The sequence below is a fragment of the Metabacillus endolithicus genome, from assembly GCF_023078335.1.
In the GTDB taxonomy this organism is placed as follows: domain Bacteria; phylum Bacillota; class Bacilli; order Bacillales; family Bacillaceae; genus Metabacillus; species Metabacillus endolithicus.
This window is the reverse complement of the sequence record NZ_CP095550.1, coordinates 4,080,855-4,106,818: the sequence shown is the minus strand read 5'-3', so window position 1 is coordinate 4,106,818 and position 25,964 is coordinate 4,080,855. Positions and strand designations below refer to the sequence as shown.

24 protein-coding genes and 3 pseudogenes are annotated in these 25,964 nt (G+C 35.6%); 8 read left to right on the top strand and 19 right to left on the bottom strand.

The genetic code is table 11. The annotated features are described in order from the left end of the window. Position 1 precedes the first annotated feature (1 nt). Entirely contained in the window at positions 2 to 766 is a 765-nt protein-coding gene (locus MVE64_RS20675) for a sugar phosphate isomerase/epimerase family protein (RefSeq protein ID WP_247340988.1), read from the bottom strand. A 107-nt stretch (positions 767 to 873) separates the two neighbouring features. Continuing rightward, positions 874 to 1,905 (bottom strand): LacI family DNA-binding transcriptional regulator, encoded by a 1,032-nt coding sequence (locus MVE64_RS20670; RefSeq protein WP_247340986.1) that lies wholly within the window; start codon positions 1,903 to 1,905, stop codon positions 874 to 876. Between the two features lie 344 nt (positions 1,906 to 2,249). Here MVE64_RS20670 and MVE64_RS20665 point away from each other — a divergent pair, with 344 nt between their 5' ends. The 4 genes and pseudogenes from MVE64_RS20665 (at position 2,250) to MVE64_RS20650 (ending at position 6,405) form a co-directional block, all read left to right on the top strand. Then, entirely contained in the window at positions 2,250 to 3,272 is a 1,023-nt protein-coding gene (locus MVE64_RS20665) for a LacI family DNA-binding transcriptional regulator (RefSeq protein ID WP_121660915.1), read from the top strand. Between the two features lie 107 nt (positions 3,273 to 3,379). After that, positions 3,380 to 4,540 (top strand): Gfo/Idh/MocA family protein, encoded by a 1,161-nt coding sequence (locus tag MVE64_RS20660; protein ID WP_247340984.1) that lies wholly within the window; start codon positions 3,380 to 3,382, stop codon positions 4,538 to 4,540. Positions 4,541 to 4,558: 18 nt separating this feature from the next. Beyond that, complete coding sequence (locus MVE64_RS20655; protein WP_247340983.1) at positions 4,559 to 5,299, top strand: ThuA domain-containing protein; 741 nt, start codon at positions 4,559 to 4,561, stop codon at positions 5,297 to 5,299. Between the two features lie 27 nt (positions 5,300 to 5,326). Continuing rightward, positions 5,327 to 6,405: pseudogene (locus tag MVE64_RS20650) on the top strand (Gfo/Idh/MocA family protein). Between the two features lie 791 nt (positions 6,406 to 7,196). On the opposite strand, the gene MVE64_RS20645 reads toward MVE64_RS20650, so the two are convergent. The 7 genes and pseudogenes from MVE64_RS20645 to MVE64_RS20620 form a co-directional block, all read right to left on the bottom strand. Continuing rightward, the gene (locus MVE64_RS20645; RefSeq protein WP_247340981.1) at positions 7,197 to 8,231 is read right to left on the bottom strand and encodes a SepM family pheromone-processing serine protease; all 1,035 of its coding nucleotides are present in this window, start codon (positions 8,229 to 8,231) and stop codon (positions 7,197 to 7,199) included. Positions 8,232 to 8,364: 133 nt separating this feature from the next. Beyond that, positions 8,365 to 9,024: a hypothetical protein gene (locus MVE64_RS20640; RefSeq protein ID WP_247340979.1), complete on the bottom strand. Its 660-nt coding sequence runs from the start codon at positions 9,022 to 9,024 to the stop codon at positions 8,365 to 8,367. Positions 9,025 to 9,038: 14 nt separating this feature from the next. After that, on the bottom strand, positions 9,039 to 11,108 hold the full coding sequence (locus MVE64_RS20635; protein ID WP_247340977.1) for a GTPase domain-containing protein: 2,070 nt from the start codon (positions 11,106 to 11,108) through the stop codon (positions 9,039 to 9,041). Positions 11,109 to 11,481: 373 nt separating this feature from the next. Further along, positions 11,482 to 11,886, bottom strand: a complete 405-nt coding sequence (locus MVE64_RS20630) for a DUF350 domain-containing protein (RefSeq protein WP_247340975.1) — start codon at positions 11,884 to 11,886, stop codon at positions 11,482 to 11,484. A 4-nt stretch (positions 11,887 to 11,890) separates the two neighbouring features. Beyond that, the gene (locus MVE64_RS27545) at positions 11,891 to 12,517 is read right to left on the bottom strand and encodes a glutathionylspermidine synthase family protein (RefSeq protein WP_281730401.1); all 627 of its coding nucleotides are present in this window, start codon (positions 12,515 to 12,517) and stop codon (positions 11,891 to 11,893) included. Continuing rightward, complete coding sequence (locus tag MVE64_RS27540) at positions 12,501 to 13,154, bottom strand: glutathionylspermidine synthase family protein (RefSeq protein WP_281730400.1); 654 nt, start codon at positions 13,152 to 13,154, stop codon at positions 12,501 to 12,503. The genes MVE64_RS27545 and MVE64_RS27540 overlap by 17 nt, the downstream gene beginning before the upstream one ends. Next, a pseudogene (locus MVE64_RS20620) lies at positions 13,138 to 13,483 on the bottom strand (hypothetical protein). The gene MVE64_RS27540 and the pseudogene MVE64_RS20620 overlap by 17 nt, the downstream one beginning before the upstream one ends. Before the next feature lie 128 nt (positions 13,484 to 13,611). On the opposite strand from MVE64_RS20620, the gene MVE64_RS20615 reads away from it, so the two are divergent. Next, complete coding sequence (locus MVE64_RS20615) at positions 13,612 to 14,058, top strand: hypothetical protein (RefSeq protein ID WP_247340971.1); 447 nt, start codon at positions 13,612 to 13,614, stop codon at positions 14,056 to 14,058. Between the two features lie 241 nt (positions 14,059 to 14,299). After that, positions 14,300 to 15,283 carry a GMP reductase gene (gene guaC / locus MVE64_RS20610; RefSeq protein ID WP_247340969.1) on the top strand — a complete coding sequence of 328 codons (984 nt, stop codon included), beginning with the start codon at positions 14,300 to 14,302 and terminating at the stop codon, positions 15,281 to 15,283. Between the two features lie 105 nt (positions 15,284 to 15,388). Here the strand turns inward: guaC and MVE64_RS20605 are convergent, their stop codons facing one another. Next, on the bottom strand, positions 15,389 to 16,216 hold the full coding sequence (locus MVE64_RS20605) for a DUF2935 domain-containing protein (RefSeq protein WP_247340968.1): 828 nt from the start codon (positions 16,214 to 16,216) through the stop codon (positions 15,389 to 15,391). A 134-nt stretch (positions 16,217 to 16,350) separates the two neighbouring features. Between MVE64_RS20605 and MVE64_RS20600 the strand changes: the two genes are divergently transcribed. Next, the gene (locus MVE64_RS20600; RefSeq protein WP_247340966.1) at positions 16,351 to 16,833 is read left to right on the top strand and encodes a hypothetical protein; all 483 of its coding nucleotides are present in this window, start codon (positions 16,351 to 16,353) and stop codon (positions 16,831 to 16,833) included. Between the two features lie 85 nt (positions 16,834 to 16,918). Here MVE64_RS20600 and MVE64_RS20595 read toward each other — a convergent pair whose 3' ends face one another. From MVE64_RS20595 to MVE64_RS20585, 3 genes are all read right to left on the bottom strand, one after another. Next, the gene (locus MVE64_RS20595) at positions 16,919 to 17,932 is read right to left on the bottom strand and encodes a DUF3231 family protein (RefSeq protein WP_247340964.1); all 1,014 of its coding nucleotides are present in this window, start codon (positions 17,930 to 17,932) and stop codon (positions 16,919 to 16,921) included. Positions 17,933 to 18,055: 123 nt separating this feature from the next. After that, positions 18,056 to 18,250 (bottom strand): YwbE family protein, encoded by a 195-nt coding sequence (locus tag MVE64_RS20590; protein WP_247340962.1) that lies wholly within the window; start codon positions 18,248 to 18,250, stop codon positions 18,056 to 18,058. Between the two features lie 67 nt (positions 18,251 to 18,317). Further along, on the bottom strand, positions 18,318 to 19,169 hold the full coding sequence (locus MVE64_RS20585) for an HAD family hydrolase (protein ID WP_247340960.1): 852 nt from the start codon (positions 19,167 to 19,169) through the stop codon (positions 18,318 to 18,320). 135 nt (positions 19,170 to 19,304) lie between these two features. Here MVE64_RS20585 and MVE64_RS20580 point away from each other — a divergent pair, with 135 nt between their 5' ends. Beyond that, positions 19,305 to 20,171 (top strand): 3-hydroxyacyl-CoA dehydrogenase, encoded by an 867-nt coding sequence (locus MVE64_RS20580; RefSeq protein WP_247340959.1) that lies wholly within the window; start codon positions 19,305 to 19,307, stop codon positions 20,169 to 20,171. Positions 20,172 to 20,211: 40 nt separating this feature from the next. Here MVE64_RS20580 and MVE64_RS20575 read toward each other — a convergent pair whose 3' ends face one another. The 6 genes and pseudogenes from MVE64_RS20575 to MVE64_RS27875 all read right to left on the bottom strand — a co-directional run bounded on the left by MVE64_RS20575 (position 20,212) and on the right by MVE64_RS27875 (position 25,922). Then, a complete protein-coding gene (locus MVE64_RS20575; RefSeq protein ID WP_247340957.1) occupies positions 20,212 to 21,459 on the bottom strand; it encodes a glutamate-5-semialdehyde dehydrogenase in 1,248 nt (415 codons plus the stop codon). Positions 21,460 to 21,473: 14 nt separating this feature from the next. Continuing rightward, complete coding sequence (gene proB, locus MVE64_RS20570) at positions 21,474 to 22,571, bottom strand: glutamate 5-kinase (protein ID WP_247340955.1); 1,098 nt, start codon at positions 22,569 to 22,571, stop codon at positions 21,474 to 21,476. A 427-nt stretch (positions 22,572 to 22,998) separates the two neighbouring features. Beyond that, positions 22,999 to 24,338, bottom strand: a pseudogene (locus MVE64_RS20565) (MATE family efflux transporter). 274 nt (positions 24,339 to 24,612) lie between these two features. Next, entirely contained in the window at positions 24,613 to 25,185 is a 573-nt protein-coding gene (locus MVE64_RS20560; RefSeq protein WP_247340953.1) for a TetR/AcrR family transcriptional regulator, read from the bottom strand. 24 nt (positions 25,186 to 25,209) lie between these two features. Continuing rightward, positions 25,210 to 25,743 (bottom strand): MBL fold metallo-hydrolase, encoded by a 534-nt coding sequence (locus MVE64_RS20555; RefSeq protein ID WP_345740662.1) that lies wholly within the window; start codon positions 25,741 to 25,743, stop codon positions 25,210 to 25,212. Between the two features lie 32 nt (positions 25,744 to 25,775). After that, complete coding sequence (locus tag MVE64_RS27875; RefSeq protein ID WP_345740661.1) at positions 25,776 to 25,922, bottom strand: hypothetical protein; 147 nt, start codon at positions 25,920 to 25,922, stop codon at positions 25,776 to 25,778. Positions 25,923 to 25,964: the final 42 nt, after the last annotated feature.

Genomic DNA, 25,964 nt, shown 5'->3' with positions numbered 1-25,964 from the left:
TTTAAACTGTTATTAATTGTTTTTCTTTCAAAAAATCCATACTGATTTCGATGCTCTCAAAAGGTGTTCTTCTTGATCTGTCCTGCTCAACAACAAACCACTCCACACCTGAACTCATCCCCTGATTAAGTACCCCTTCTACATTAACCCCACCAGTTCCTAATTCCGCAAAAAACTTCTCCCCATCTGTTGTCATGTCCTTAAGATGAACAAGTGGTGTTCTTCCTTCATAACGTTTTAACCAATGAACTGGGTCTTCACCAGCTTTTGTTAACCAGTAGACATCAAACTCAGCCTTTACCCATTCAGGGTTTGTTTCATCTAGAAGTATTTCTAAAGGCTTTTTACCATTATCTAGTTCAACTAATTCAAAATCATGATTATGATAAGAAAGTGTAATTCCTTCCTCGTGACATTTTCGACCAATTTCATTTAAAATCGGAATAAGTTCATAGTAAGCTTCTTTTGTTCTTCTTTCAGCTGGAAGGACAGGGCATGCAACGTGTCGACTACCTATTGTTTGTTGAAATTCAATAACCCTAGCTAATTCATTTTCTAGAACAGATAATTGAACGTGACTAGAACTTGCTTTTAACCCTAAGCGATCCAGTTCCTGTCTCAATTGCTCTGACGTTAATCCTCCATATCCAGCAAACTCTACCCCTTGATATCCAAGCTTTGCAACCTTCTCTAATGTTCCAATAAAATCTTTTTCAGTTTCTTCACGCAGTGTGAATAATTGTAAGCTAAATTGAGTATTTGACATAGAAAAGTCCTCCTTTTTCAGCCTCGAATGTAACCGGTTACAAATATCCATTCAATTTTCATACAACTTAAGCTTTTCACCTCCCTTAAATTGTAATCGGTTACATTTTATGTGCTGATATTTTCATTTAGTACCTTTTCTTTACCTTTTCCACCACAGGAATCTCTCACAATTAATTCACAATCTAATATATATTGCGACTTAAGGATCGGCTTTCCTTGAATTTGCTGTAATAGTAATTTCATAGACTTTTGTCCCATTTCAAAAAGGGGTTGTGCAACTGTCGTTATGGCTGGATCAAATTTTGATGAAAATGCTATATTATCGAATCCTACAATAGCGATATCCCGAGGAACATTAAGTCCAAATTCTTTTACTGCTTTTACTGCCCCCATAGCCATTTCATCATTTGCAGCAAAAATAGCTGTAGGTGTTTTCTCAATTGCCATGAACTTCAACATTTGATTATAGCCAGATTCAAAGGTGAAATCTCCCTCTTGAACTAGCATATTCCGAACTTCTAAATTATTTTGCATCAGCGCTTGTTTATAACCTTTATATCGACCTTTAGAAATTCCAAATTGCAAGGGCCCTGTTATATGAGCAATTTCTTTATGACCTAGTCTAATGAGATGTTCAACAGCTTCTCGACTACTACTAACATTGTCGATTGATACCGATGGTACCTTTAACCCCTCAATATATGCTGTAGCTAGAACAAGAGGGTATTCTTCACTCAAAGACTTTATATCGTTTGAATCCATCCTTTCTGATAATAAAATCATACCGTCTGCTTGCCTTTTCTTTAGTAGTTCAACTAAGTCATATTCGTTTTCAACTTTTCTATTTGTATTCCCTAGTAAAACCCGATATCCATGTCTTGAGGCTTCGTATTCTATTCCCTCAATAATACCTGAAAAAACAGTATTCATAATACTTGGTACAACCACTAGAATAATATTTGTTTCATTTCTACGAAACTGACGAGCTAGCATATTTGGTTTATAATTTAACTCATCAATTACACTCAGTACTTTCTTTCTTGTTGCTTCTTTTACAGTTTCTGGATTATGTAGGACCCTAGAAACAGTTGCGACTGACACATTTGCTAACTTTGCTACATCACGCATTTTTACCATGTACCATTCTCCCTGGAGATGACTTTTCATGTTCGATCGGTATTTTTGTAACCGGTTACATTTCCAAGTATAAAACCTACCGCTTTATATTTCAACACCATTTCCCAAATTAGGTAATTAAACCCATAAATATAGAAAAAACCTCCATACAATGTATGAAGGCTCCTCAAGTTTTTCATATAGAAAGTATCAGGGGGGATACTGTCTTTTGCTATATACCCTACTAAAAACATGTTAAACCTAAAATTTTTATTTTTTTTATTTTTATTTTTAATTTCCTGGATTTCATTGACATTTCATCTAGAAACAGAGAAAATGAACGCGTGTACATAATTTATACGGGGGTGAATAAATTAGCTAATAGAAAAGATGTTGCAAGATTAGCAGGTGTTTCTGAAGCCACTGTTTCACGGGTCTTTAACAACATAGCTCCATTGAAAGAAGAAACGAAGAAAAAAGTGCTGAAAGCTGCAAAAGAGCTTCACTACCACCCTAATGTTATTGCACAAAATTTTGCAAAAGGAAAAAGCAACAATATAGGAGTAATTGTTCCTTATTTACCTAAGGTTAACTTAATGTCTACCCACTATTTTTCAGAGTTAGTTAGTGGAATTGGGGCAAAACTAGGAGAATCTGGTTATGGCTTACTCTTATTATTTCAAACTCCTGAACAACCAAAAGATTATATTCAGCTTTTTCAATCTCAACGAGTAGACGGCTGCATTATTCTAGGAGCTAAAAATACTCCAAATGATATTACAGCTCTTAATAATCTACATGAACATCATTTGCCATATTGTTTAATTAATCAAACTTTTTCAGAACAACCCTTTCACTTTATTGATGGAGATCATGTAGATGGAAGTTATCAAGCAACAACTTCTTTACTCAACAAAGGATTTGAAAGAGTTATCTTTTTAAATGGTTCAAAAGAGTTTTCAAATAGTCTTGATCGACTTGAAGGCTATAGGAAAGCATTACGAGATAAAGACATACCATTTAATAAGGACCTTATTTTTGAAGGAAATTATAGTCGAAAAAGTGGCTATAAGCTTGCTGAGCAAATTTACCCTATCCTGCAAACATCAAAGGCAATCTTTGCAGCAAATGATCGTATGGCTATTGGACTTATGCAAGGCTTGAATGAACGAGGTTTACTAGCTTCAAAGGATTATTTTATTATCGGCTACGATAACTCAGAAATTTCGAGAATGACCTCTCCCCCATTAAGTACTGTAAATGTACCTTTATATGAAATGGGGCAACTGGCTGCAGAAAAGGTACTAAACTGTATTTTGCATGGTGACAATGAAAAAACAAGTTTGAAACTGCCTGTCACTTTAATTGAAAGAGAATCCTCACTATAACACTAGTGTCATATAAACATATTCTCCTCCATTCACCTCGGAAATGACACTAATTGTGATCAACGTAATAACTTGTTTTCTACCAAACTTTGAAAAGGGGAAATGTTATGAAGACAGTAAAAGTTGGGATGATTGGTTACAAGTTTATGGGGAAGGCACATAGTCATGCTTATCGTGATCTTCCTCTTTTCTTTCCAAATAGAATCCAGCCAGAAATGAAGGTAATCTGTGGACGCAATCCTGAAGGTATCGCTCAAGCAGCAAAACAATTCGGCTGGGAGGAATATACAACGAACTGGAAAACACTAATTGAACGAAGCGATCTTGATTTAATAGATATTAATGCACCTAGTGATGTACATAAAGAAATAACCATTGCTGCAGCTAAAGCAGGAAAACATGTTTTCTGCGAAAAACCGTTAGCGCTTACATTAAAAGATTCTCGTGAAATGCTTGAGGTTGTTGAAGCAGAAGGTGTTAAGCATATGGTCGGCTTTAACTATCGTTTTGCTCCTGCTGTTATGCTTGCAAAAAAATTAATAGATGAAGGCAAATTAGGTGATATCTATCATTATCGTGCTTGTTTTTTACAAGATTGGTTGGTTGATCCTACCTTCCCTCTTGCCTGGAGACTTCAAAAAGATATAGCTGGCTCAGGTTCACATGGAGATTTAGGAGCACATTTAATTGATTTAGCTCACTACCTAATTGGTGACATGACAGAGGTAATCGGGATGAGTGAAACATTTATTAAAGAAAGACCTCTCCCAACAAATACATCTGGTCTTTCCTCAAAAGGTGAAACTCAGACTGAAAAAGGAAAGGTCACGGTTGATGATGCAACCTTGTTTATGACACGTTTTACAAATGGGGCATTAGGCAGCTTTGAAGCAACTCGTTATGGCACAGGTCATCGCTGTACAAATTCATTTGAAATTAACGGAAGCAAAGGCAGTGTTATCTTTGATTTTGAACGAATGAATGAATTACAAGTCTACTTCACTGAAGACAGAGATGATGTACAGGGCTTCCGACGTGTTTTAGCAACAGATCCTTCCCATGCTTATGCAGAAAACTGGTGGCCACCTGGACATACAATTGGTTATGAGCACACATTTATCCATGAAATTGTAGAGCTAATGGACGCAATCAAGGAAGATCGTCAGCCTATTCCAAATTTCCACGATGGTGTGAAATGTCAGCAAGTTCTAGAGGCTGTCGACTTATCCATTGAAAAACGACAATGGGTAACTGTTTCTGAAGTTTAATAGAGAGGAGAAAAGAGTATGAGTAATCACAAAAATGCATTAATTGTTTGGGGAGGCTGGGATGGACATGAACCTGAGCAAGTTGCTCAAATTTTCAAAACCATTCTCGAAGAAGAAAATTTCTCAGTGGAAGTATCTTCTTCCCTTGAATCATACGCAGATCCAGAAAAATTAAAATCTTTTGACTTAATAGTTCCACATTGGACAATGGGTGAAATAGATAAGAAATATGTTCTCAATATTTCAGATGCTGTTATTAGTGGTGTTGGTTTAGCCGGATGTCATGGTGGAATGTGTGATTCTTTTCGTAATAATGTTGACTGGCAGTTTATGACCGGTGGAAATTGGGTAGCACATCCTGGTAATGATGGTGTTGAATATATGGTCAACATCAAGCACTCGACAAGTCCTCTACTAGAAGGTCTTTCTGATTTTAAAGTAGTAAGTGAACAGTATTATCTTCATGTGGATCCAGCTGTTGAAGTACTGGCTACAACACGTTTTCCAGTTGTTGATGGTCCCCACTCAACAAACAAAGCAGTAGATATGCCGGTGGTTTGGACGAAACGTTGGGGACAGGGAAATGTATTTTATAATTCTTTAGGTCATAAAGCCAATATAATTTCCATGCCAGAGGTTACTCAAATCATGAGAAAAGGTTTTTTATGGGCAGCCGATGGTAAAAAACGTACTGAAGAGTTGGTTTTGTCTAGCAATGGAATTAGTCGTAAATACACTGGAATGGGAGACAGTCAATAGTTTAATTAATTTCTGGAGGGTTTCTAAATGAAAAAGCTAAAAATCGGATTAATTGGCTGTGGCAATATCAGCTCCATTTACATGGAAAACTGTAAAAAGTTTGAACATCTTGACCTTATTGCTTGTGCTGATTTAGATCAAGAGCGCGCCAAATCACAAGCAGCAAAATTCGGGATTCCTCATGCTTATTCTGTTCAAGAGTTACTTGATCACCCTGAGATCCAATTAGTGATAAACTTAACGATCCCGAAAGCTCATGCCTCTGTATGTATTCAAGTACTTGAGGCTGGCAAGCATGTGTATACAGAAAAACCCCTTAGCATAACTCGTGAAGAAGGAAAGCAAATTTTAGAAACAGCAAAGAAAAACAATCTCTTAGTTGGAAGTGCACCTGATACATTTTTAGGAGGCGGTATTCAAACAAGTATTTCTCTTATTGAGAAAGGAGAAATCGGAACACCAATTGGAGCCTCTGCCTTTATGATAAGCCGCGGCCACGAACACTGGCATCCAGATCCTGGGTTTTACTACGATGTTGGAGGTGGCCCAATGTTTGACATGGGGCCGTACTATTTAACAACATTAGTATCTCTTTTAGGACCAATTGAAAGGATTTCAGGTTCAGCCGAATTAGCTATTCCGAACGAATCATAACAAGTGAACCAAAATCAGGTGAAAAGCTGACAGTCAAAACACCCACACATATTTCCGGTGTTTTAGATTTTGCATCTGGTGCTGTTGCAACTCTTACGACAAGTTTCGATGCAATGGGCGGCACCTCCCTTCCCCCAATTGAAATATACGGGAGTGAAGGTACCCTACTTGTTCCTGATCCAAATACATTTGGAGGACCAGTGCGTATTAGAAAACGTGGTGAAAAAGAATTCACTGATGTACCAGTAACATCTGACTATATCGAAAACAGCCGAGGCCTGGGTGTAGCTGACATGGCAAAAGCCATTTTACATGGAGGTAAGTTCCGGGCAAATGGTGATTTAGCTTATCATGTGTTAGAAGCTATGCATGGATTCCACGATTCATCTAGCAACGGCACTCATTATAAAATGGAAAGCACTTGTGAACGACCTGAATTACTGGATTTTTAGTGTTGTGATTGTTTAAAGCAATGGAACGCTCTGACTGTTAGTTAGGGCGTTTTTTTACTTTTATGCAGAGTTTGAATTTTTTGATTAGAGTTGAAGGTGGTAAGGCTTGTTTGTATCTTTTTGGAGGCTGAGACGAGGTTGCTTGGAATGTGACGTGACCAATATGCAATTTGACTTGATCACAGGTCTTTTTGACGGGACCTTTTGTTATTTTAACTTGACCAATTGCATTTTTGACGTGACTCCTCGTTAGTGACGTGACTAACACAAGATTTGACTTGACCATTTGTCTTTTCAACGGGACTCTTCTCAATTTCGACTTGACCAATTGCTTTTTTGACGTGACTCCTCGTTAGTGACGTGACTAACACAAGATTTGACTTGACCGCTTGTCTTTTCGACGGGACCCTTCTCAATTTTGACTTGACCGAATGCACTTTTGACGTGACTCCTCGTTAATGACGTGACTAACACAAGATTTGACTTGACCATTTGTCTTTTCGACGGGACTCTTCTCAATTTCGACTTGACCAATTGCATTTTTGACGTGACCCCTCATATGTGACGACCAACACAAGATTTGACTTGACCACTTGTCTTTTCGACCGGACCCTTCGTATTTTTGACTTAACCAAATGCACTTTTGACGTGACTCCTCATATGTGACGTGACCAACTCTCGATTTGACTTGACCGCTTTTCTTTTCGACCGGACACTTCCCCATTTCGACTTAACCACTAGTTTAAAAACTAAAAAAGAAGCCCTAACCAGGCTTCTTCCACAAAACATATTTAACTCTTCTCCTCTAACCCCTCTAAATACTCAACAGCTTCAAACAATGTTGCTACTGGCACAACTTCTACCTCATAGCCATTCTTCTCCACCTCTGCTATAACCTCTTGTTCATTTCGGTCATAGGAAGTTATGTCCTTCGGAGCAAAGAAGATGTCAGCTCCGTCTTCATAGGCTGCTGTAATTTTATGTGTGATCCCCCCTATTTGACCTACATTTCCGTTATGATCAATTGTCCCGGTTCCAGCTATTTTATAACCTTTTGTTAAGTCTTCAGCTACTAGCTGATTGAGGATTTCCAAGGAAAACATAAGACCTGCAGAAGGACCGCCAATATCATCACTTTCAATTTCAACCTCTCTAGAAACAGTTGCCGTAAAATCTTCCTCTGGGGCAATACCAATTCCCACTTTATTAGTTGATGGGTCCAATTTCACCATTTTAACTGTTTTCTTTATTTCTTCTCCTCCGCGAGAGATTGTTAGTGTCGCTTGATCACCTTCCTTTTTATTTTGTTCTATATACGAAATAAATTCAGTTGCCTCATACATTTTTTTGCCATCAATACTTGTGATAACATCTCCTACTTGAAGGACATTTTTTGCTGGAGAGTCTGCCAAAATTGCACTAACAAATATTCCATGATAATCAATCTTAACCTCTTCTCCAGCTTGTTTAAAACCAGCAACTAGCGCATTTTGCTTGGAATTCTTCATCATAAATTCGAGTAATCTATTATACTCCTGATCTGTTAAATCACCCTTAACATCCTCTTCCTCTACAATATCAGTATGTGGGGCTACTAACCCATAAGCCAATATGTAAGGATTCATTGCCTTGACCGACAAGATTGTTGTTAAATGAAAGCTTCCATCTTCCTTAGTGTACCCATCCTCTATCTTAATTTTTGGCTGCAATGCTTCGATCGAACCTGGTTGGTAAAGGTAGTACGGTGTTGGAATAAAAGCCACAATCATTAATAAAATCATGATTAGAAGGGGAATTTTTAAGTTAATCTTTTTATGTTTGACCATATATGTACTCTCCTCAGGTAGTTATGACTTACGTGCCTTGTTTGTTATGAAATCATGTTACCTTCATTATATTCTTTTCTCAATTATCTTGCATAAAAAAGAGACTTTCCCTAAGGAATAGTCTCATTTACTTTCAACCTGTTCGACTGTAATCTTTCTTAGCTTGCAGGCTAAATTCCTGCTGAAGTAAGTTTATCTCAAATAATTTTAAAGGATCATAAAAGACCTCAGGATTTGATCTCATATTATCCAAGCTTTCTTTTCCATTTTGGATAATGGTTTCTGTTTCAGCTATCGTATCCTTCACCTCTTGAATGGCACCTTGGAAAAAGGATGAAACATCTTGACTTAAGCCCTTTTCAAATAATTCAAATGGCAAAAATAATTTATTCGCAATAGAGGCTGTTACTTCTTCATATGTTTCATTTTCAACATATTTCTTGTATTGATTATAGAGCATATTGTTGCTTTGATTCATTGTACCCAATAGCCTGCCAGCACCTTTTAATATTAACTGAGCAGGTTTTTTCTTTAACATAATGTTTTCTTTTTCAAATTGAATTCGACCTGTCATTCTGTCTAAATCTCGACGCCAATCATCTAAAAGTGCAAAATCACACTGTAAAGAAAGCTTTTTCTCTTGATAAATGTCATTGAACGTTTCACTCATCTCAACTAAGAAAGACTGACTTTCAAGAAATTCATCGTGAGAAGCTGATACCCAGGTATCCAGCTGATGATAAACGGTAGGAAGTAGTGTTTCATCAATATACGACTGTATTTTTTCATTCATCTTCTCATTTAAGTTTAAATGAATTTGTTTAAAATCACTATCTTCCTTAATATATTCTGAGCTTTCTTTAACAGCCTTGGAATGGTTTCCATTAACTCTGTTTTGCTTTCTTTTAGTAAGGTTCTGTATGCAGCAATAATTGTCTCCACTTTTTCATGTTGAAGATCTGTTAGTTTTAGACTCAAGCCTTTTAATCTTCCTAAAATGTCTTCATTCCATTGAATGGAATAGATAAAGCCCTTTTCCATTTCTTCTCTTTTATGAAGCAAATCAGTTAGAACATGTCGAATTAACGTTAACACATTAGCTGTTCTTTTGTTTGGCTTTTCTTTCATATCAAAAGGATAATGTGTGTTTACAAACATGTTTAGCTTGCTAGATTGCTGACTAAATGGATGCAATGAAGAATATGGAAGAATATCTGCCTCTGGATAAATATTTACCACTTTTCTTTTTATATCATTAATCGTTGCTTGTGTATTTGCATCACTCGCAATTAAATCTACCTTATTTAAAATAAAATGAACTTTTATATCTGGAGCAAATTTTTTCATTTGACATAATACATTATACTCTTCATCTGAAAGAGGATCAGCTCCGTCCAAAACAAAAAATACTCCATCCGCTAACAATAATGTGTCAAAAAATTCATTTCTAAAACTGCCGTTTAATGATGGTGTGTCAATAATGGCACATTGATTTTCGTGTAAAAAGATACATGGTTGCTTTACTTGAAATAAAGAAGCTTCCTCCATCTCCTCAAGCATTTCACGTTGATTTTCAAGAAAACGATGTCCTGTACTTGTAATCTGACTAATAGAAAGTTCGTCATCATCATGGTAAACGACCATAGAAGCTGTTGTACCTTTATACGGTTTTTCACCCAATAGTGAGTGTATAAATGTTGTTTTTCCACTACCTTCGAATCCTGCAAGTAAGAAATGCTGCTTAATATTCGAATTAAGTAATTCCTCCAACCACCATACCGCTTTATAATCAACAGCAAGAGAGTGTCCTTCCGCCCATTTTTTCACAGTTTTAAATAATTGTAGAGCCTGTTGCAATCCACTTTGGTTGTTCTCCACTTCAAAAATAACTGCTTCTGCACGATATATACTATCCTGAATAATGTGCCCAGGAAAAATTTCATTCCAGGCTAAAACAGTGGCAGCTGGGGTTAAGCCATTTTCTCTTGTTGAGAGCTTTAACCAGCAGGATAATAGATTAGGGATTACTACTTGAAGGTCTTGCAGAAAATAGCGTCCATCTGTTAATTCAATAAATGTTTTTTCATAAAGTTGAACAATTGAATTCCACTCAAACTCCTCTTCATGTTGAACAATCATAAATAGCTCATTAATTGTATTGATCCATTGTAGATATGACTCTTCATTTCTATAACTATTCCATAATGCATGAGTAAAAGAGATGAAGGACTGTTTATTAACGTCATGAATGGTAAGTAAAGCATCTGCAAAAAAATCTGGTGAAAAGCTTTTGGTGTTTCCTGCTTTTACATATGAGGTAATAACTGAAAACCATTCTTCTTTTTCGGTACGAATAAGTTCATCAACAGCTAGTTTAACAGCATTCTCATCATCTTCATTTTCTTCGTAAAAATCGCGTGCGACTCTTGTTACATTCGGATAATCCGGATCCAATAAAACCGCTTTTTTAATAGTTTCATAAGCATGGTCAATTTTTCCTCTTTCCTTATAAAGAAAAAAGAGCTTTAAAGCAACCTCGCTTTTTAATGTATCTTCATTTGTCTCAATCGAATTATACATATCCTCTGCTGCCGATAACAATCCAAGCTGAGAGTAGGCATCAGCTATATTCATTTTCGCCCAAGGCTCTAACTCATTTTTAATATTTTCCCATTTAAAGATAGCAGCCTCATAATCCAAATCATGAAAATAGATTTCTCCTTGAGCAAAACGAATATATGACAAATCGAAGCTTTCTTCTCGATTTTGTTCCTCAAAATAGGCCTGACCAAGGATCCGTGATGGCCGCCTGTTATCACCATCAGATAAAAATGTTTCATAAAATGATTTTTCAATTAGTTGATCTTCTCTTGTCATATTTTCCTCCTGCAATCCTTTTAAATTTAAACTGAAGTAAAATTCGTATAAATTCGAAAAGATTAGAAAAATGTATACGAGTAATAACCTCATTATGTAAGAGGCTTATTGGTTTATTTTAACAGAAAATGTTGTAAAAGAGCGAAACTACTGTTGTACCTTTCCCTCTATTTTTTATAGTAAAACACTTACCCTAACTCACTTCCTAGTACTAATATAAAAAAACCAATCCCTTCACATAACAATACGCTTAGGAGCTTGGTTTTATTAGGGTATTTTTTTGACAATAAAGTGTCAGTTTAGGACATTTGTAAAACAACTTGCAAAACAACAAAAAAAGCGGTAAAAACCTTAGTTCCCCCGCTTTTTTCTATTAATATGTTAACGATGCAGCAATGATAAGTCCGATTGATATCGACAAAAATAATAAAAATAATCCAACCGCTTGGTTATCATCATCGATTGCTTTTGTAATATTAAACTTTGGTGTTAAAAGCTCTGCTAAATAGAAAATAATAATCTGCATAACAATCGCAACGCTTCCCCAAATCACCATATCAAAGATATTAACAGAATTAGAGATTGATGAATAAAGAACAATTGCAAGCCCTAAAATTCTACCACCAAATGCATAAACAGCTGCTTTATTCCCGTTTTTAATTAGTTCAAATTCTTTGTTCTTTGTTGTTACTTCAAACAAAATAATCCCAATGATCAACAAAACAATAGCTAATCCAATATAAGAAACCGTTGATAAAAATAAATCTAAAAATGTCATCTTCTCATTCCCTTCCTTTTTTTATTCCTAAAGGTAAAAAGTAGGCATTATTGTCTGTAATTTGCTTGCCTGCTCTTAGTCCTATTCCACTCGCTTTTCCATTAATAAGGAAACTTCCAATTAATACTTTTCCTTCAAGAATCCCATTCACCGTTTTGATCTGTTGAGAGGGAAGATCCACATATTTTTGATAAACTGGCAGAGATTTCTCATACGTTTTATGTTTGTCCTCAAATAGTTTTTCAGTGCCTTGAAAGACAGAAACTGTATCTCCTTCTCTACCAAAACTAGGTTTTTTTACATATTTCATCCCATTTTCAATAAAAATATCTTCTTCAAGGTATGTTGGTAAAAAATATTGAGAAATCCATTGTTTTTCTGTTTCGGTAAAATAAGGAGAATCAAGCTCCTTCATCCCCCAAATAGCTGCCTGAACTGCTTTTGATTGAAGGAGAAACGCGGAAATCGGATTTAACATAATCAACTTATTGGAACAAACAAGTTGAAGTAATTGCTCCCCAATCGGATCTCCTGACTCTTCACTCACATCTTCAATTAAATGCTCCAACGGGTAGGTTTGACGATACAATACATCGATTCTGTTTCCTTCGTCATCATATAGGCCCTTCACCCTCTTGAATCCTTAATTTATTTAATGGAACATAATTAGCACCTACATTTGCAAGATCTTTTAGAAATATTGTTGTGAACTTATCTTCCTCATGTCCTTCATGGGAGGTAAAGACAATATATGGAGGTTCATCATGTTTACTGCGATGTAAGGCTTCAGCTAACGCTTTTCTCATTTCATTTCCAAGCTTTTCGGACAACCCCTCATTTGGGTTACCAACTCCAAATTCTTGGCATATAAAGCTATTCACATCAAACACTTCTTTTTCAAATGTTGGTGTATCGCTATTTAACTCAAGTACCTTTAAACCTTCACTTGTTCTGACTAAATCTACCCTGGATATTACTGTATCAATTGGTAGAGCACGGTGGCGAATGAACGGCAGCATTCTCTTTGGAATATCAAGCTGAAGCAAAGATTCATCAGGAGAGCTTCTAAGTAAATTCCCCATTTTCAAAAAAATATGGCCAATACGATTTGTGGCTAGGCGTATTTCCTCGATCTCTTCACTTGTCATAAGGGGTATATCATATAATGCATATTCACTTTCATAAAGGTCATGCCAGAAGGAATCGAGTTTTTGATACAATCTTTTTCGGTTAATTTGATGTTCTGTTAGGTTAAATGTTTGAGACATTACCCCCAAATCCTCCACTAGATCCCTTTCCAAAGTTCTCGAACTAGAGCCCCTCCTTTAAATGAACTGCTAGACTGATAGCTTTTATATGCAGAGCTGGATTTAAGGCTACTTTTCGTAGAATAATATTTACCACCATAATAATAGTGGCCATAATGTGAAGAATAGTCGTCATCACATTCCCAGACACCTTCATCCGCTTCCCATTCCCAATCACCACATTCTGAATCTTTCGGGACAGGCGGTAATGATTGGTTATTTCCACAACCTGCTGCCGTAATCATCGAAGCAGAAATAATACCAGTTAATAGCTTACTTGTTTTACTCAAGAAAACACCCCTCCTTAAAAAGCAAAAGAATTGTATCAATATATTTTTGACAAGATTTTGGAAAATTCCCCATTCATGAACTATCCTTTTATAGTATAGTAAAAACAATCACAAATTTGGAGGTAAATATGAAAAAAAGTTATAAATTGGAATATCGTCTAAATGATGAACGCAATGGATATCCAGCTTTATATCATTATGAGTTTGCTGATCCATACGAAATCTACTGTCGTCGTTTATGTGATTTTTTTATTAAAGGAAAAAAGGTTTATCAAAAAACCTCCTCAAGCCTTGAAGAAGAATATTATGTCATTTATGTCGAAGAAGACACTGATGAATATGTTTTTGATCAAGCTGATCGCTATTCACATGTTACACTTGAAGTCAGGGACTTCAAAGAATTCAGTGAGTCACCCCTCATCTTTACATATGATTTATATTCACATGAAGAAGCATTATCACTTCTTGGAAATGATTATTTATGGATTCAAAATGAAGAGTATGAAAAGATTTCTGCAGAGATAGATGAAGATCGATCTACGTATGTACTGTATATGAGTAAGACATCTTTATAGTAAATGTAAGTTCTTACATTTTGAAACTTAGGCAATAAAACCTCACAAACAAAGTATTGAAGTTTGTGAGGTTTTATTATTTTCACTACTTATGAAAGCCAATTTAATATAAAATTACTTGAATTTAATGAAAATGCTTTAAAAAACTTTGACATCCCTTCAAAAATGATGTAAATTACCTAAGGGACGAACAATTATATTAGTAAAAACTTTTAATATTCGTATTTAGGGGTGTTATACAATGGAAAACGTATTTGACTATGAAGATATACAACTAATTCCTGCAAAATGTGTGGTTAATAGCCGTTCTGAGTGTGATACGACTGTATCATTAGGCGGACATAAATTTAAATTACCTGTTGTTCCAGCAAATATGCAAACAATTATCGATGAGAAAATTGCCACTTATTTAGCTGAAAATGGATATTTTTATGTAATGCATCGTTTCGAGCCAGAGAAACGTCAAGATTTTATTAAAGATATGCAATCGCGTGCATTAATTGCATCAATTAGTGTTGGAGTGAAAGATGAAGAGTATAATTTCGTTCAACAATTAGCTGAGGAAAAGCTTGTACCAGAATTTATTACAATTGATATCGCCCACGGTCATTCTAACGCGGTAATCAAGATGATCAAACATATTAAAGAATATTTACCACAAAGCTTTGTCATTGCTGGCAATGTTGGTACTCCTGAAGCAGTAAGAGAACTAGAAAATGCAGGTGCTGACGCAACTAAAGTTGGGATTGGGCCTGGAAAAGTTTGTATTACAAAAATCAAAACGGGATTCGGAACTGGTGGCTGGCAATTAGCAGCACTTCGCTGGTGTGCAAAAGCAGCAAGTAAACCAATTATTGCTGACGGTGGTATTCGTACACATGGTGATATCGCAAAATCTGTTAGATTCGGTGCTACAATGGTGATGATTGGTTCTCTATTTGCTGGTCATGAAGAATCACCAGGTCAAACAATCGAAAAAGACGGAAAGCTTTTCAAAGAGTATTTTGGTTCAGCATCTGAATTTCAAAAAGGTGAAAAGAAAAATGTTGAAGGTAAAAAAATGTATGTAGAACACAAAGGTGCACTACAGGATACATTAACTGAAATGGAGCAAGACCTGCAATCTTCTATCTCATATGCTGGCGGCACTAGTTTAGACGCTATTCGTCACGTGGATTATGTTGTTGTGAAGAACTCAATTTTTAATGGTGATAAAGTTTATTAAATGAAAGGGAGCTAGTACGAATTTGTACTAGCTCTTTTGAATTGGCTATTGGTTTAAAAAATCATCCTTTACTATAACTGCAACTTTAGTTTCCACTAAGCCCTTTTATGAATAAGATGGTCTCTTAAGAGAGCATTTACTAGCCTCGTCACTTAATCCTGGTGAATAATAACTTAACTTTTTAATAAAATAACAGGTTTCAGGAAAATGATGTTCTAGAAAACGAAGTGTTGTTTTATTCAAAAGTTTGTTTTCCTTATATTTAATCACCATACTATAAATAAACTTACTCATCTCAATCGTCGTTTGCCCTACATCATTGGCAAATTCTCTTTGCCGTGCAAAATTCGGTTCCTTAAATCGTAAATAGCCTTTCAAATGCCGATTTTGAATAATAAATGCTTGATACCTATTTATATAAGCTTCCGCCTGCTTAGTTGCAATTAATTCTATCGGATCTAATAAATCTTCAAATAGAAGTACATGTCCTAGTTGATCTTCCAACCACAAATCCATTAAATCTGCTAATGGAAGAGGTACAGGTTCTTTTCCTTGTACTAGGAAAGTCAAAATACGTAAATATTCCTGATTTTCAGCAAGTGTACCATTTAAATAAGTTGGAGATAAATTTAAATTTACTTTATTATCAATTCTAAGTGATTGCAGGTTCCCCTCAAACTCAAAATAACCTTTTACCACCGGCCACGCTCTTTTGGCAAAAGAAATCATTACTTCATCATAATAAAGACCTTTTCGTGGAATTGAATTTAATAAGGTAATAAGTTCCCCAAAAAGATAAATATACTGCTGAGATGTACGAACATATTCAGCTTCACTCACGGACAGATGATCTCTAACAAAATAGGCATGATCTTGCAGAACCTCTAACCAAAACAAATGTTCATCCCACACGGGTATCAAATTATCATTCATACTACTCCCTCCCCTATTATGTATATATCTACGATAAAATAGTGAAAGAAATGATTTGATCTTCAAATATTTACATAATCTCATTTAAATTTGGAAAAATAATGATATACGAATAAGGAAAAGGATGTTTATAAATGCGGCACACTAGACTGTACATCACCTTAATGACCATATTACCTTGGCTTTCTTTACCTTTATTAAATAAAAAAACAGTTAAACGATTTCTCCCAGGTTCTCTATTTATGTGCTTATACCTGTTAACAGAAGGATCGTTAGCACAAAAGAAAAAATGGTGGTGGTTTCCGTTTTCGGTAAAGCCTAATGTTTTAGCTGAGCTACCATTAATAATTGGACCTTTCTTTATAGGCTCGTTATGGGTTTTTAAATACACTTTTGGAAAATTCAACTTATATATCTTTATAAATATCATCATTGACTCAATTTTTACTTACTTAGCAATATCCTTGTTTAAAAAAATTGGATATGTATCTCTTGTAAGACTTTCAAGAATCCAACTTTCTCTTTTATTTTTAGTAAAATCTATACTGATGTATGGATTTCAAGTACTTTATGAAAAGTTATTCAATCGAAACCAATTGAATTCTCCTTCTGAATAGTTAAAATTTTCACTATCTTTCTTCACACCAGATTACGATATTAAAAAAGTCTTCCAAGTGATTACATGGAGGACTTTTTTTAAGTTCAATCTTTATTTATTAATTCTTCCCTATTAATAATTTGCGGTGGTTTTTCCATCCATCCGTGTTTAATCATTTTCTCAGCTAAATCCTCTGTATATTTACCCAGTTCTAGAGAAAGCCTTCCATAATGTATAACAAGATCTTTCCGTAGACTCGCCCCTACAGCTGTACCATAGTTACTCAAACCGATACTTATCATTGATGCTATATGATTTGTCATTAATTTATCAGATAAACCCGGGATTGTTGTACTAGTTATTGAACTGTCCCAATCTGCTGGCGAGTGAACTGTTTCTTTCCGAAGAATTGATGAAAAAATTTCAGCATGCTTCTTTGCAATTTCATATCCTCTAGCAAAAAGCTGGCTTAGTTTATGATCTTTTGCAACTTGTGCATAGCCTAGTAGAGTAGTTGCTACAGTATAGCTAGCTTCAATATTTGTTCCTAAGTGGGATATTTCCACACTTAATAGTGGTCGATCTTCATCAAGAAAACCATCCGTAAAGAGTTTTGCTTTTTGAACAAATTCGTTTTTTTCAGGATATGCCATTGACGGGCTTCTTACTAATATTCCTTTGTTTTCAGAAGCATCTATAACTAAATCATAGAGATTGGCTGAATGGGTCAAACAATCATTCGCTAATTTTCTAATATCCTTTCGATATGTAGTAGATCTAGCCATTGCATAATTTGTTAATCCTGCACGTGCCATATGTTCAAGCAATCTAAACATATACATATCTGGAAACAATCTTGGCGCATTACTATAAAGATCATCCTCCTCCTTAAAACCAATTGGAACAGGAAATCTCTCCTTTTCAAATATTATTCTTAGTTTCATAAGATGTTCGTTTGAAGCCTCTAGGCCGTATTCAATACATGGATCCAAATCCTGATCTTGTCTCGTTAATTTAAAATGCTTTAACAAACAGACAGCAAGAGAATCTTGTATATATGTGGTCCATAAAAAAGATATCTCTGTTGATGTAAGCATTGGATTATGGTGGTACTTCATAACTTCACCTTACTTTTTATTTTTATCATGCCTGAACTAAATGTAAATTATTTGGAAAATACTCAATTTGTATTTTACAATATTTAACAGAGCCAAGACTAATAAAAAATTTCCATATGATGTTTAATTAATAATTTCTTTTACTCTTCCCACAATGCCACCTTCAAGCATTACTTTAATACCATGCGGATGAGATGGGGAGTTTGTTAGAATTTTCGCAACAACTCCTTCAGTTAATTTTCCTGTACGCTGATCTTGCTTTTGTACGACATTCACCTTTATTCCCGGTTTTATATGTTCTCTTATAGTTCCTGACATAAATATCAATCTCCTTTTATTTTCTTAAAATAGACGCATTTCAATCTGGAAATGCGCCTATTTCTTTTCATTCAAATTTAGATTTTAGATAGTGATATACCCCATCTTCATCACAAGTGTACTCAGTTACATCAACAGCTAGCTCTTTAATGTGATCTGATGCATTTTTCATTGCCACTGGATATTTTACTAACTTTAACATTGGTATGTCATTGTCACTATCACCGATTGCAAGAGTTTCATCAACAGACACACCAAATTTCTCTAACATTTGTTGAATGCCTGTGGCTTTGTTTACATTCGCCACCATTACCTCAACATTATGGTGAGATGAAATGGAGGTAGTAAAGTCTATCTCTTTTTTTATTTCATCAAGCTCATCTTTCCACTTATTAATTTGCTCTTTTGATTTAGCAAAAAAATAAAATTTAGAGAATTTTTCTCCTTCTATCTTTTCTGCCCATTCAATTTCTTCTTTGATCGCTTGTTGCCTTGAAAGCCACTCATTTATTCCGACACTTTCAGGTTTATCACCACTAATCTCGGCTTCTACATACTCCTGATCTTGTTTTAATGTTACACGCGAAGATCCATACGGAAAAAGCTCATAATATATTTTATGTTCTCTTGCTTTTTCTATAATTTTCTTAACTAACTTACGCTCAAGTGAATGTTCAAAAAGAGATTCTTCACCTAAATACCCTGACATTCCATTAGATGTAACAACTCCGTCTACTTCAAATCCTTCGGGTACTACTCTTTCGATTTCATCAACAGCTCTCCCTGTTGCAATGAATACATAAATTCCCTTTTGTCTTATAGTATCAATGATTTCCTTTGTGTTAACACTCACAAAGTTTTGATGGTTTAAAATGGTACCATCCATATCTAAGAAAATTGCTTTTGGCTTGAAGTCCATACTGTTCCCCCTAATGCAATTGAGTTATTTGCTTAGTATACACTGAAGCTTGTAAACGGCTCAAATATATCATCCTATTTCAATTTTTGTTTATACTATATATAGACGATTGTATTAGAAAAAAGGAGGAGTACGATGGACTTCAAACATATTACAGTTGCTGGTGCTGGGGTTTTAGGAAGTCAAATTGCCTATCAAACAGCATATAAGGGTTTTCAGGTATTGGTTTATGACATTAATGATGAAGCGACTCAACAAGCCAAAGAAAGAATACTAAAATTAACAAAACGTTATCAAGAAGATTTAGGAGCATCTGAGGAAGAAGTAAATGCTGCTTTTGACCATATTTCGTTTAGCTCTAATCTATCAACAGCTGTGTCAAATGCGGATTTAGTTATTGAAGCCATACCTGAAGTAGTACAAATTAAAAATGACTTTTACAAAGAATTAGGAAAAGTGGCTCCAGAAAAAACAATTTTTGCAACAAATTCATCCACACTTTTGCCAAGTATGTTTGCAGAAGCAACAGGACGACCAGAAAAATTCTTGGCTTTACATTTTGCTAATGAGATTTGGATTAACAACACGGCAGAAATTATGAAACATCCAGGTACAGATATGAATGTATTTCAACAAGTGATTGAATTTGCAGAAGCGATTGAAATGGTTGCTTTACCTCTACATAAAGAACAACCTGGTTATATACTGAATTCGTTACTAGTCCCATTATTGGAGGCTGCCCAGATGCTATTAGTAAATGAAGTGGCAGATCCTGAAACAATTGATAAAACATGGATGGTTGCAACTGGTTCACCAAAAGGACCATTCGCTATTTTAGATGTTGTTGGAATCAAAACTGCATATAATATTGCACAAGGAAAAGCTGAGGCTACAGGCAGTGAGCAGTATGCTAAGCTCGCCAAACACTTAAAAAAAGAATATATTGATAAAGGAAAACTTGGTGTTGAGACGGGAGAAGGATTCTTTAAGTATCAGAATTAACATAAAAGGTGCCATTTTTAGGCACCTCTTCTTTTCTCTATTAATTCCGAATCTGACCTGTGCCATAAACAAAAAACTTGCTAGATGTTAATGCTTGTAACCCCATAGGGCCTCTGGCGTGTAACTTTTGAGTACTGATTCCAATTTCAGCACCATAACCAAATTCAGATCCATCTGTAAAACGTGTTGAAGCGTTATGGTAAACAGCTGCAGCATCCACTCTATTAAGAAACTTTGTTGCATTTTCCTCATTCTTTGTCACAATTGCTTCAGAATGATTTGTTCCATATTTATTAATATGAGAAATCGCCTCGTCCACATTTTTAATGACCTTCACACTTACTGATAATGCAAGGTATTCTGTGTACCAGTCTTCTTCTGTAGCTAGTTTTGCGGAGTTAAAGGCACTTCGAACAGTCTCATCTCCATAAATTTCAACCTGGAGATTAGCTAACTTTTCTAAAAGATCTTTACCATGTTGTGCAAACCATTTTTCTTCTATTAATATAGTTTCAATTGCATTACATACTGACGGACGCTGAGTTTTACCATTAACTACAATGCTTTCAGCCATTTTATAATCAGCTGTTTCATCAATAAACACATGACAGTTTCCTGCACCTGTTTCTAATACAGGTACTGTTGCTTCTCTCACGACGGTATCAATTAGATTTTTTCCTCCACGTGGAATAAGAACGTCTAAATATTCTTTAAGATGAAATAGCTCTTTTGCTGTTTCTCTACTTGTGTCTTCAATAAGTTGTATCGCATTAATTGGAACATTACTTTTTTCAAGCGCTTTATGAATTGATTTCATCAAGGCTTGATTTGAAAAGCTAGCTGAAGAGCTGCCACGTAAAATTACAGCATTCCCTGTTTTCAAAGTCAACGTAGCAGCATCGACTGTTACATTTGGTCTTGCTTCATATATCATTCCAATAACACCAATTGGGACTCGATTTTTCTTTATAAGCAGACCATTTTCTTTTTCAATTGTTTCAATCGCTTCACCGACTGGATCTTTCAGATCAATTAATAAACGAATTGCCTCAGCCATATCACCAATTCTTTTTTCATTTAACATAATTCTATCTAACACACTATCATTCAATCCATTTTGCTTTCCGGCCTCAAGATCTTTCTTATTTTCTTCTATAATAAAACTTTGATCTACAATCAATTGATCGGCAATTTTAGCTAATGCTTCGTTTTTTTCCTCTGTTGAAATATCAACCAATGCAAAGCTAGCTTCCTTTGCCGCTTTCCCCTTCACTAAAACCTCACCCATTTTTTACAACCTCCCTATGCTTTTACCCATTTGTTTCTGTGAATGACCACTATTGAAGACAGAACATCTTTACTTAGTTCTTCACTTCTTTTTCCCATTGCTGCTTTTAACTCACCTGATGAAAAAAGAACCTCTCCTTTACCAAGTAAGCCATTTGGGCCGACTACTTCTACAACTTCATTTTTTTGAAATGACCCTTTTATATCGTAAATACCTGCTGGGAGAAGACTTTTCCCTTTATAAAGCAAGGCATCTTCAGCACCTTTATCAACATAAATAGTTCCGGATATTTCAGAATGAAAGGCGATCCATTGACGACTGTTATTGATCGATTGCAATCCATCCTTACCAATGTAAGTACCATTTCCTTGTCCATTGATAATGTTTACAAGCTTGTCTTTCCCTTTACCTAACCCAATAAATACTTGAACACCGAGTGATATCGCTGTTTTGGCTGCCATTAGTTTTGATTTCATTCCACCTGTGCCCACCTTAGAACCTGAGCCACCTGCCGCACTAAGCATCTCATCGGTTACTTCTGATAGAAAATCAATTCTTTTGGCATCAGGGTTTTTAGTAGGATTTGAATCATACAGTCCGTTAATATCAGTTAAGATAATGAGCTGATCTGCATGGACTAAACCGCTAACAAGGGCGGAAAGCATATCATTGTCACCAAAGGTAAGCTCCTCAACTGAAACCGTATCATTTTCATTAATAATCGGTAATATACCCCGTTCTAACAACTCAGTTAAGGTGGCATAGGCATTTTTATAACGCTCTTGTTTTGAAAAATCTTTACGTGTAAGGAGAATTTGGGCTGGAACAATGTTAAATTGACTAAATTGTTCAATATAAGATTGAACAAGCAAGCTTTGGCCTACAGCTGCAGCAGCTTGTTTTCCCTTTAACGTGGACGGACGAGTTGGATAACCTAAACGAGCAAAGCCTGCTGCAACAGCACCTGATGAAACTAATAATACCTCATGCCCTTCCTCACGTAATGCTGCGACAGCTTGAACATGATCAGTAAACTTTTCATGATCAATTTGCCCCTTTGAGTTTGTCAAAGAGCTGCTTCCGATTTTGACAACAATTCGCTTTTTATCCATGTTCTTCTCCTCCACTTTTCTTCGTTCAATTAGAATAATTTGTCTTATCGCCAAATCCTAATGGCGAAAGCATTTTTCTTCTATCTTCGTCAGAAAAATTATATACTTTCTGATTGTACAAAAAAGCCCCAATCATCCCTATATAATAAGGACGAAAGGAGCTTTGCTTCCGTGGTACCACCTTGGTTGGATATTTTTTCAACATCCCACTTAACCCTATAACGCTAGGGATGCGCCTATGTTTGCACAGGACTCAAAAGGTAGGTTCTGCGGCTTTTCAATATGAAGTCTTTCAGCTACTAAACTTCACTCTCTGAATTGATAAGTCCCCGCATACTGGTCCTCTTTTTATAACGTTCCATTTTATTTTAATTTATTATGCCGAGTATTTTTCGCGGTGTCAAGATTAAGATGAATTATTTTTGAGCTACTCTTGAAGGTTCAGTTCTATTTTATTCCATATCCCAAACTTATAATATCCAAACGCAATCACACTGCTTATCACAAAGCTAACCCCCATTCCAACGGCAATTCCTTTGTCACCCAGCCATAAGGAACAAAAATATGAAAGGGGATACCTTAGTATCCAGAAAGAAATAATATTCAATATTAGTACTTGGAACATGGCACCTGCAGCCTCACAATGCCATTTAAGATAAAATTAATACCTAAAAATGGGTAGAAAAAGGCAATAATACGCAAATATTCTTTTCCGAATAGTAAAGCATCTTGTTCTTTAATAAAAAGTCTAACAGCCATTTCAGCACAAAAAAATACAGTTGTACTGATCATAACCATAATAAACAAATTAAATAAAACACCATATTTTGCTATATCATGAACACGGCTCCATTTATTGGCCCCGATATTTTGACCTGCCATGCTGTTTACAGCTGTTCCAAGTGCCATCGCCGGCAGCATAATCACACTGTCTAACCGTTGTGCAGCACCAAAGCCTGCTACAACATCACTTCCAAACGAGTTAACAACACTCATGATTGCCATCACACCCGCTGATATAACAGTCATTTGCAATCCTGAAGGTAGCCCTAGCTTCATAATGGTCGCCACTTCATCAGCTGTAGGCAACTTAGGAAAAATAAATGGAATTAATCCTCTTTTTATTGTGTCAAAAACACCGTATATAAATGAAATCCCCTGAGATAAAATCGTCGCATAAGCAGCTCCCTCAATTCCCATATCAAACACATACAAGAAAAGTGGATCTAACACTGCATTTAATATCACAGCAATCATGACATATCGAATCGGTGTTTTACTATCTCCTAATGCTCTTAAGACGGTGCTAATAAAGTTATAACCAAATAGAAAAAGTATTCCAATAAAATTAATTTGGAGATAAGCAGTTGCTTCCGGAATCATTGCCGGTGGTGTTGAAAGCCATTTTAAAATCTCTTCAGATAGAATGAAGCCGACTACACCCAACAAAGCCGACATAGCTGTCAAGACAACGACAAAGGCGTTAATATAGTTTTTTAACCCTGCTTCATTTTGCTTACCTTTTTGTTGAGAAAGAATGGTCAATGTAGCATTATTTATGCCAATAATAAACGATAATATCGTAAAAATGACTGTTCCCGATACAGCAATCGCACCTAATGCAGTGGCACCAAGTAAATTTCCCACCCATAAGCTGTCGATAAATTGATAAGATACCTGCAATAAGTTTGTCAGCATAATTGGAAGTGAAAAAGTCCATATTTGCTTAACAATATTTCCGTTCGTAAAATCATGCTGTTGCTTCATTATTTACTAACTTCCCCTCGAAAGTGAATCTTAGCTAATACTACTATTCACTTTTTGATTGCTTTTATGTTATCACAGACCTTTGTCACCTTGCACAAGGTATGATTTGAGGTTCACGAGGAAGTTACAGTTTGGATTTTTTATATTTATGACTATTAAAAAATGATGAACAACATGTTTATCTTCGATTATTCAAATTTATCTCCGATTTTTAGACTTTTACCTTCGATTATTCAAATTTATCTCCGATTTACTTTTTTTCGTTTCTAACAACTTATCCCCCGTTTTTCATTTTATGAATACCAGCTAAAAAACTATCAATTAATAAATGTAGACTATCATCAAGATCAAGTGGTAATCCGAATCCTCCCTTTTGTTCAAGTGAAGAGAAGCCATGTAATATACTTCGGATACCACGTACAGCATGAATGACTTCATCATTTTCAAGTCCATACCCATTTAATACTTGAACAGTTAAGTCAACAATTCTTTTCCCTGCCAGTTGAATGTTTTGGTCATCTGGATCTGATGCACTTAATGTTAATTCATAAAGTCCTGGGTGTTTACGTGCGAATGCAATATATGCATCGGCAACACAATGAACCGCATCATCCTGTGACCGACCAATTGCAGCTTCGGCTAGCCTGTTATAGAGTAACTCCATACCATGAATAGCTAATTTTTTTCGAAGTCCTGTTAACCCTTCGATATGATTATATAAAGAAGGAGAACGAACATTAAGTTTTTTAGCCAAAGTTGCTAACGTAACGGCCTCTATTCCTTGTTCATCTGCTATTTCTGCTGCAGCTTGTAAAATTGTTTGTAAGTCAAGTCCCATTCTAGGCATACGTCTCTACCTTTCCATTATTTCTTAATTAGTTGCTAATTTCTTTTCTGCCTGATCAATAGCAAGCTGAATAGATTCTGCTGGATTTTCAATCATTTCACCGTGACCTACAGCAAGCAAACGAGGTTGTAATGCTTTAATCTTTTTCACACTTTCAAGAGATGTTTCTTTATGCCATGTTGCCAATGCAGGAAACGGAAAGAACGGACGAATCTGACCACTTACCGCAATCCCTCCTCTAGTTTGAAGGGCATCTCCAGCAATAACTGCTTGATCACGCGTATCAAAAAAGGAAATAGATCCAGGTGTGTGCCCAGGTGTTGTAATAACAACTAATGAGCCAATTTGATCTCCTTCCTTTAAAAGCTGTTCAGGTACTAAGTTAATATTCTTTGGAATACCACCTTTTATTGGCGTTTGTGGCTCATCATTATCTAAAGATGTGTCGCCTCTTAATAATCGGCTGTCACGTTCTGAAACAGAAATAGGTATATCTGGAAATTGATTTTTTAATTCAACTAAGGAACCTACATGATCTCCGTGTGCATGTGTTAACATGATGTTTTTAAGTGGCTTACCGATGGAATCAATTATCTTAACAATCCCTCTATAACTATTAGGAAGCCTGCATCAATTAGTGTAAGGCTTGAACTTTCTTCTATCATATAGCAGTTTACCGGAAAGAAGCCTGGTAAAAACGTTAATTGATAAACATTCCCTACCTTTGTTACCTTCATTACGATCCCTCTCCTTTACTAAATTAGGATTAAAACTAATAC

Excerpts from the sequence above, each read along its gene's own strand:
- MVE64_RS20575 (WP_247340957.1), bottom strand. The coding sequence starts at position 21,459 with ATGGGTGAGGTTTTAGTGAAGGGGAAAGCGGCAAAGGAAGCTAGCTTT.
- MVE64_RS20560 (WP_247340953.1), bottom strand. The coding sequence starts at position 25,185 with ATGCCTAGAATGGGACTTGACTTACAAACAATTTTACAAGCTGCAGCA.
- MVE64_RS20635 (WP_247340977.1), bottom strand. The coding sequence starts at position 11,108 with ATGACAAGAGAAGATCAACTAATTGAAAAATCATTTTATGAAACATTT.
- MVE64_RS20580 (WP_247340959.1), top strand. The coding sequence starts at position 19,305 with ATGGACTTCAAACATATTACAGTTGCTGGTGCTGGGGTTTTAGGAAGT.
- MVE64_RS20670 (WP_247340986.1), bottom strand. The coding sequence starts at position 1,905 with ATGGTAAAAATGCGTGATGTAGCAAAGTTAGCAAATGTGTCAGTCGCA.
- MVE64_RS20640 (WP_247340979.1), bottom strand. The coding sequence starts at position 9,024 with ATGAATGAAAAAATACAGTCGTATATTGATGAAACACTACTTCCTACC.
- MVE64_RS20590 (WP_247340962.1), bottom strand. The coding sequence starts at position 18,250 with ATGTCAGGAACTATAAGAGAACATATAAAACCGGGAATAAAGGTGAAT.
- MVE64_RS20585 (WP_247340960.1), bottom strand. The coding sequence starts at position 19,169 with ATGGACTTCAAGCCAAAAGCAATTTTCTTAGATATGGATGGTACCATT.
- MVE64_RS20660 (WP_247340984.1), top strand. The coding sequence starts at position 3,380 with ATGAAGACAGTAAAAGTTGGGATGATTGGTTACAAGTTTATGGGGAAG.
- MVE64_RS20630 (WP_247340975.1), bottom strand. The coding sequence starts at position 11,886 with ATGACATTTTTAGATTTATTTTTATCAACGGTTTCTTATATTGGATTA.
- MVE64_RS20645 (WP_247340981.1), bottom strand. The coding sequence starts at position 8,231 with ATGGTCAAACATAAAAAGATTAACTTAAAAATTCCCCTTCTAATCATG.
- MVE64_RS27540 (WP_281730400.1), bottom strand. The coding sequence starts at position 13,154 with ATGTCTCAAACATTTAACCTAACAGAACATCAAATTAACCGAAAAAGA.
- MVE64_RS20600 (WP_247340966.1), top strand. The coding sequence starts at position 16,351 with ATGCGGCACACTAGACTGTACATCACCTTAATGACCATATTACCTTGG.
- proB (WP_247340955.1), bottom strand. The coding sequence starts at position 22,571 with ATGGATAAAAAGCGAATTGTTGTCAAAATCGGAAGCAGCTCTTTGACA.
- MVE64_RS20555 (WP_345740662.1), bottom strand. The coding sequence starts at position 25,743 with ATGTTAACACATGCACACGGAGATCATGTAGGTTCCTTAGTTGAATTA.
- MVE64_RS20615 (WP_247340971.1), top strand. The coding sequence starts at position 13,612 with ATGAAAAAAAGTTATAAATTGGAATATCGTCTAAATGATGAACGCAAT.
- MVE64_RS20675 (WP_247340988.1), bottom strand. The coding sequence starts at position 766 with ATGTCAAATACTCAATTTAGCTTACAATTATTCACACTGCGTGAAGAA.
- MVE64_RS20605 (WP_247340968.1), bottom strand. The coding sequence starts at position 16,216 with ATGAATGATAATTTGATACCCGTGTGGGATGAACATTTGTTTTGGTTA.
- MVE64_RS20655 (WP_247340983.1), top strand. The coding sequence starts at position 4,559 with ATGAGTAATCACAAAAATGCATTAATTGTTTGGGGAGGCTGGGATGGA.
- MVE64_RS20595 (WP_247340964.1), bottom strand. The coding sequence starts at position 17,932 with ATGAAGTACCACCATAATCCAATGCTTACATCAACAGAGATATCTTTT.
- guaC (WP_247340969.1), top strand. The coding sequence starts at position 14,300 with ATGGAAAACGTATTTGACTATGAAGATATACAACTAATTCCTGCAAAA.
- MVE64_RS27875 (WP_345740661.1), bottom strand. The coding sequence starts at position 25,922 with ATGAAGGTAACAAAGGTAGGGAATGTTTATCAATTAACGTTTTTACCA.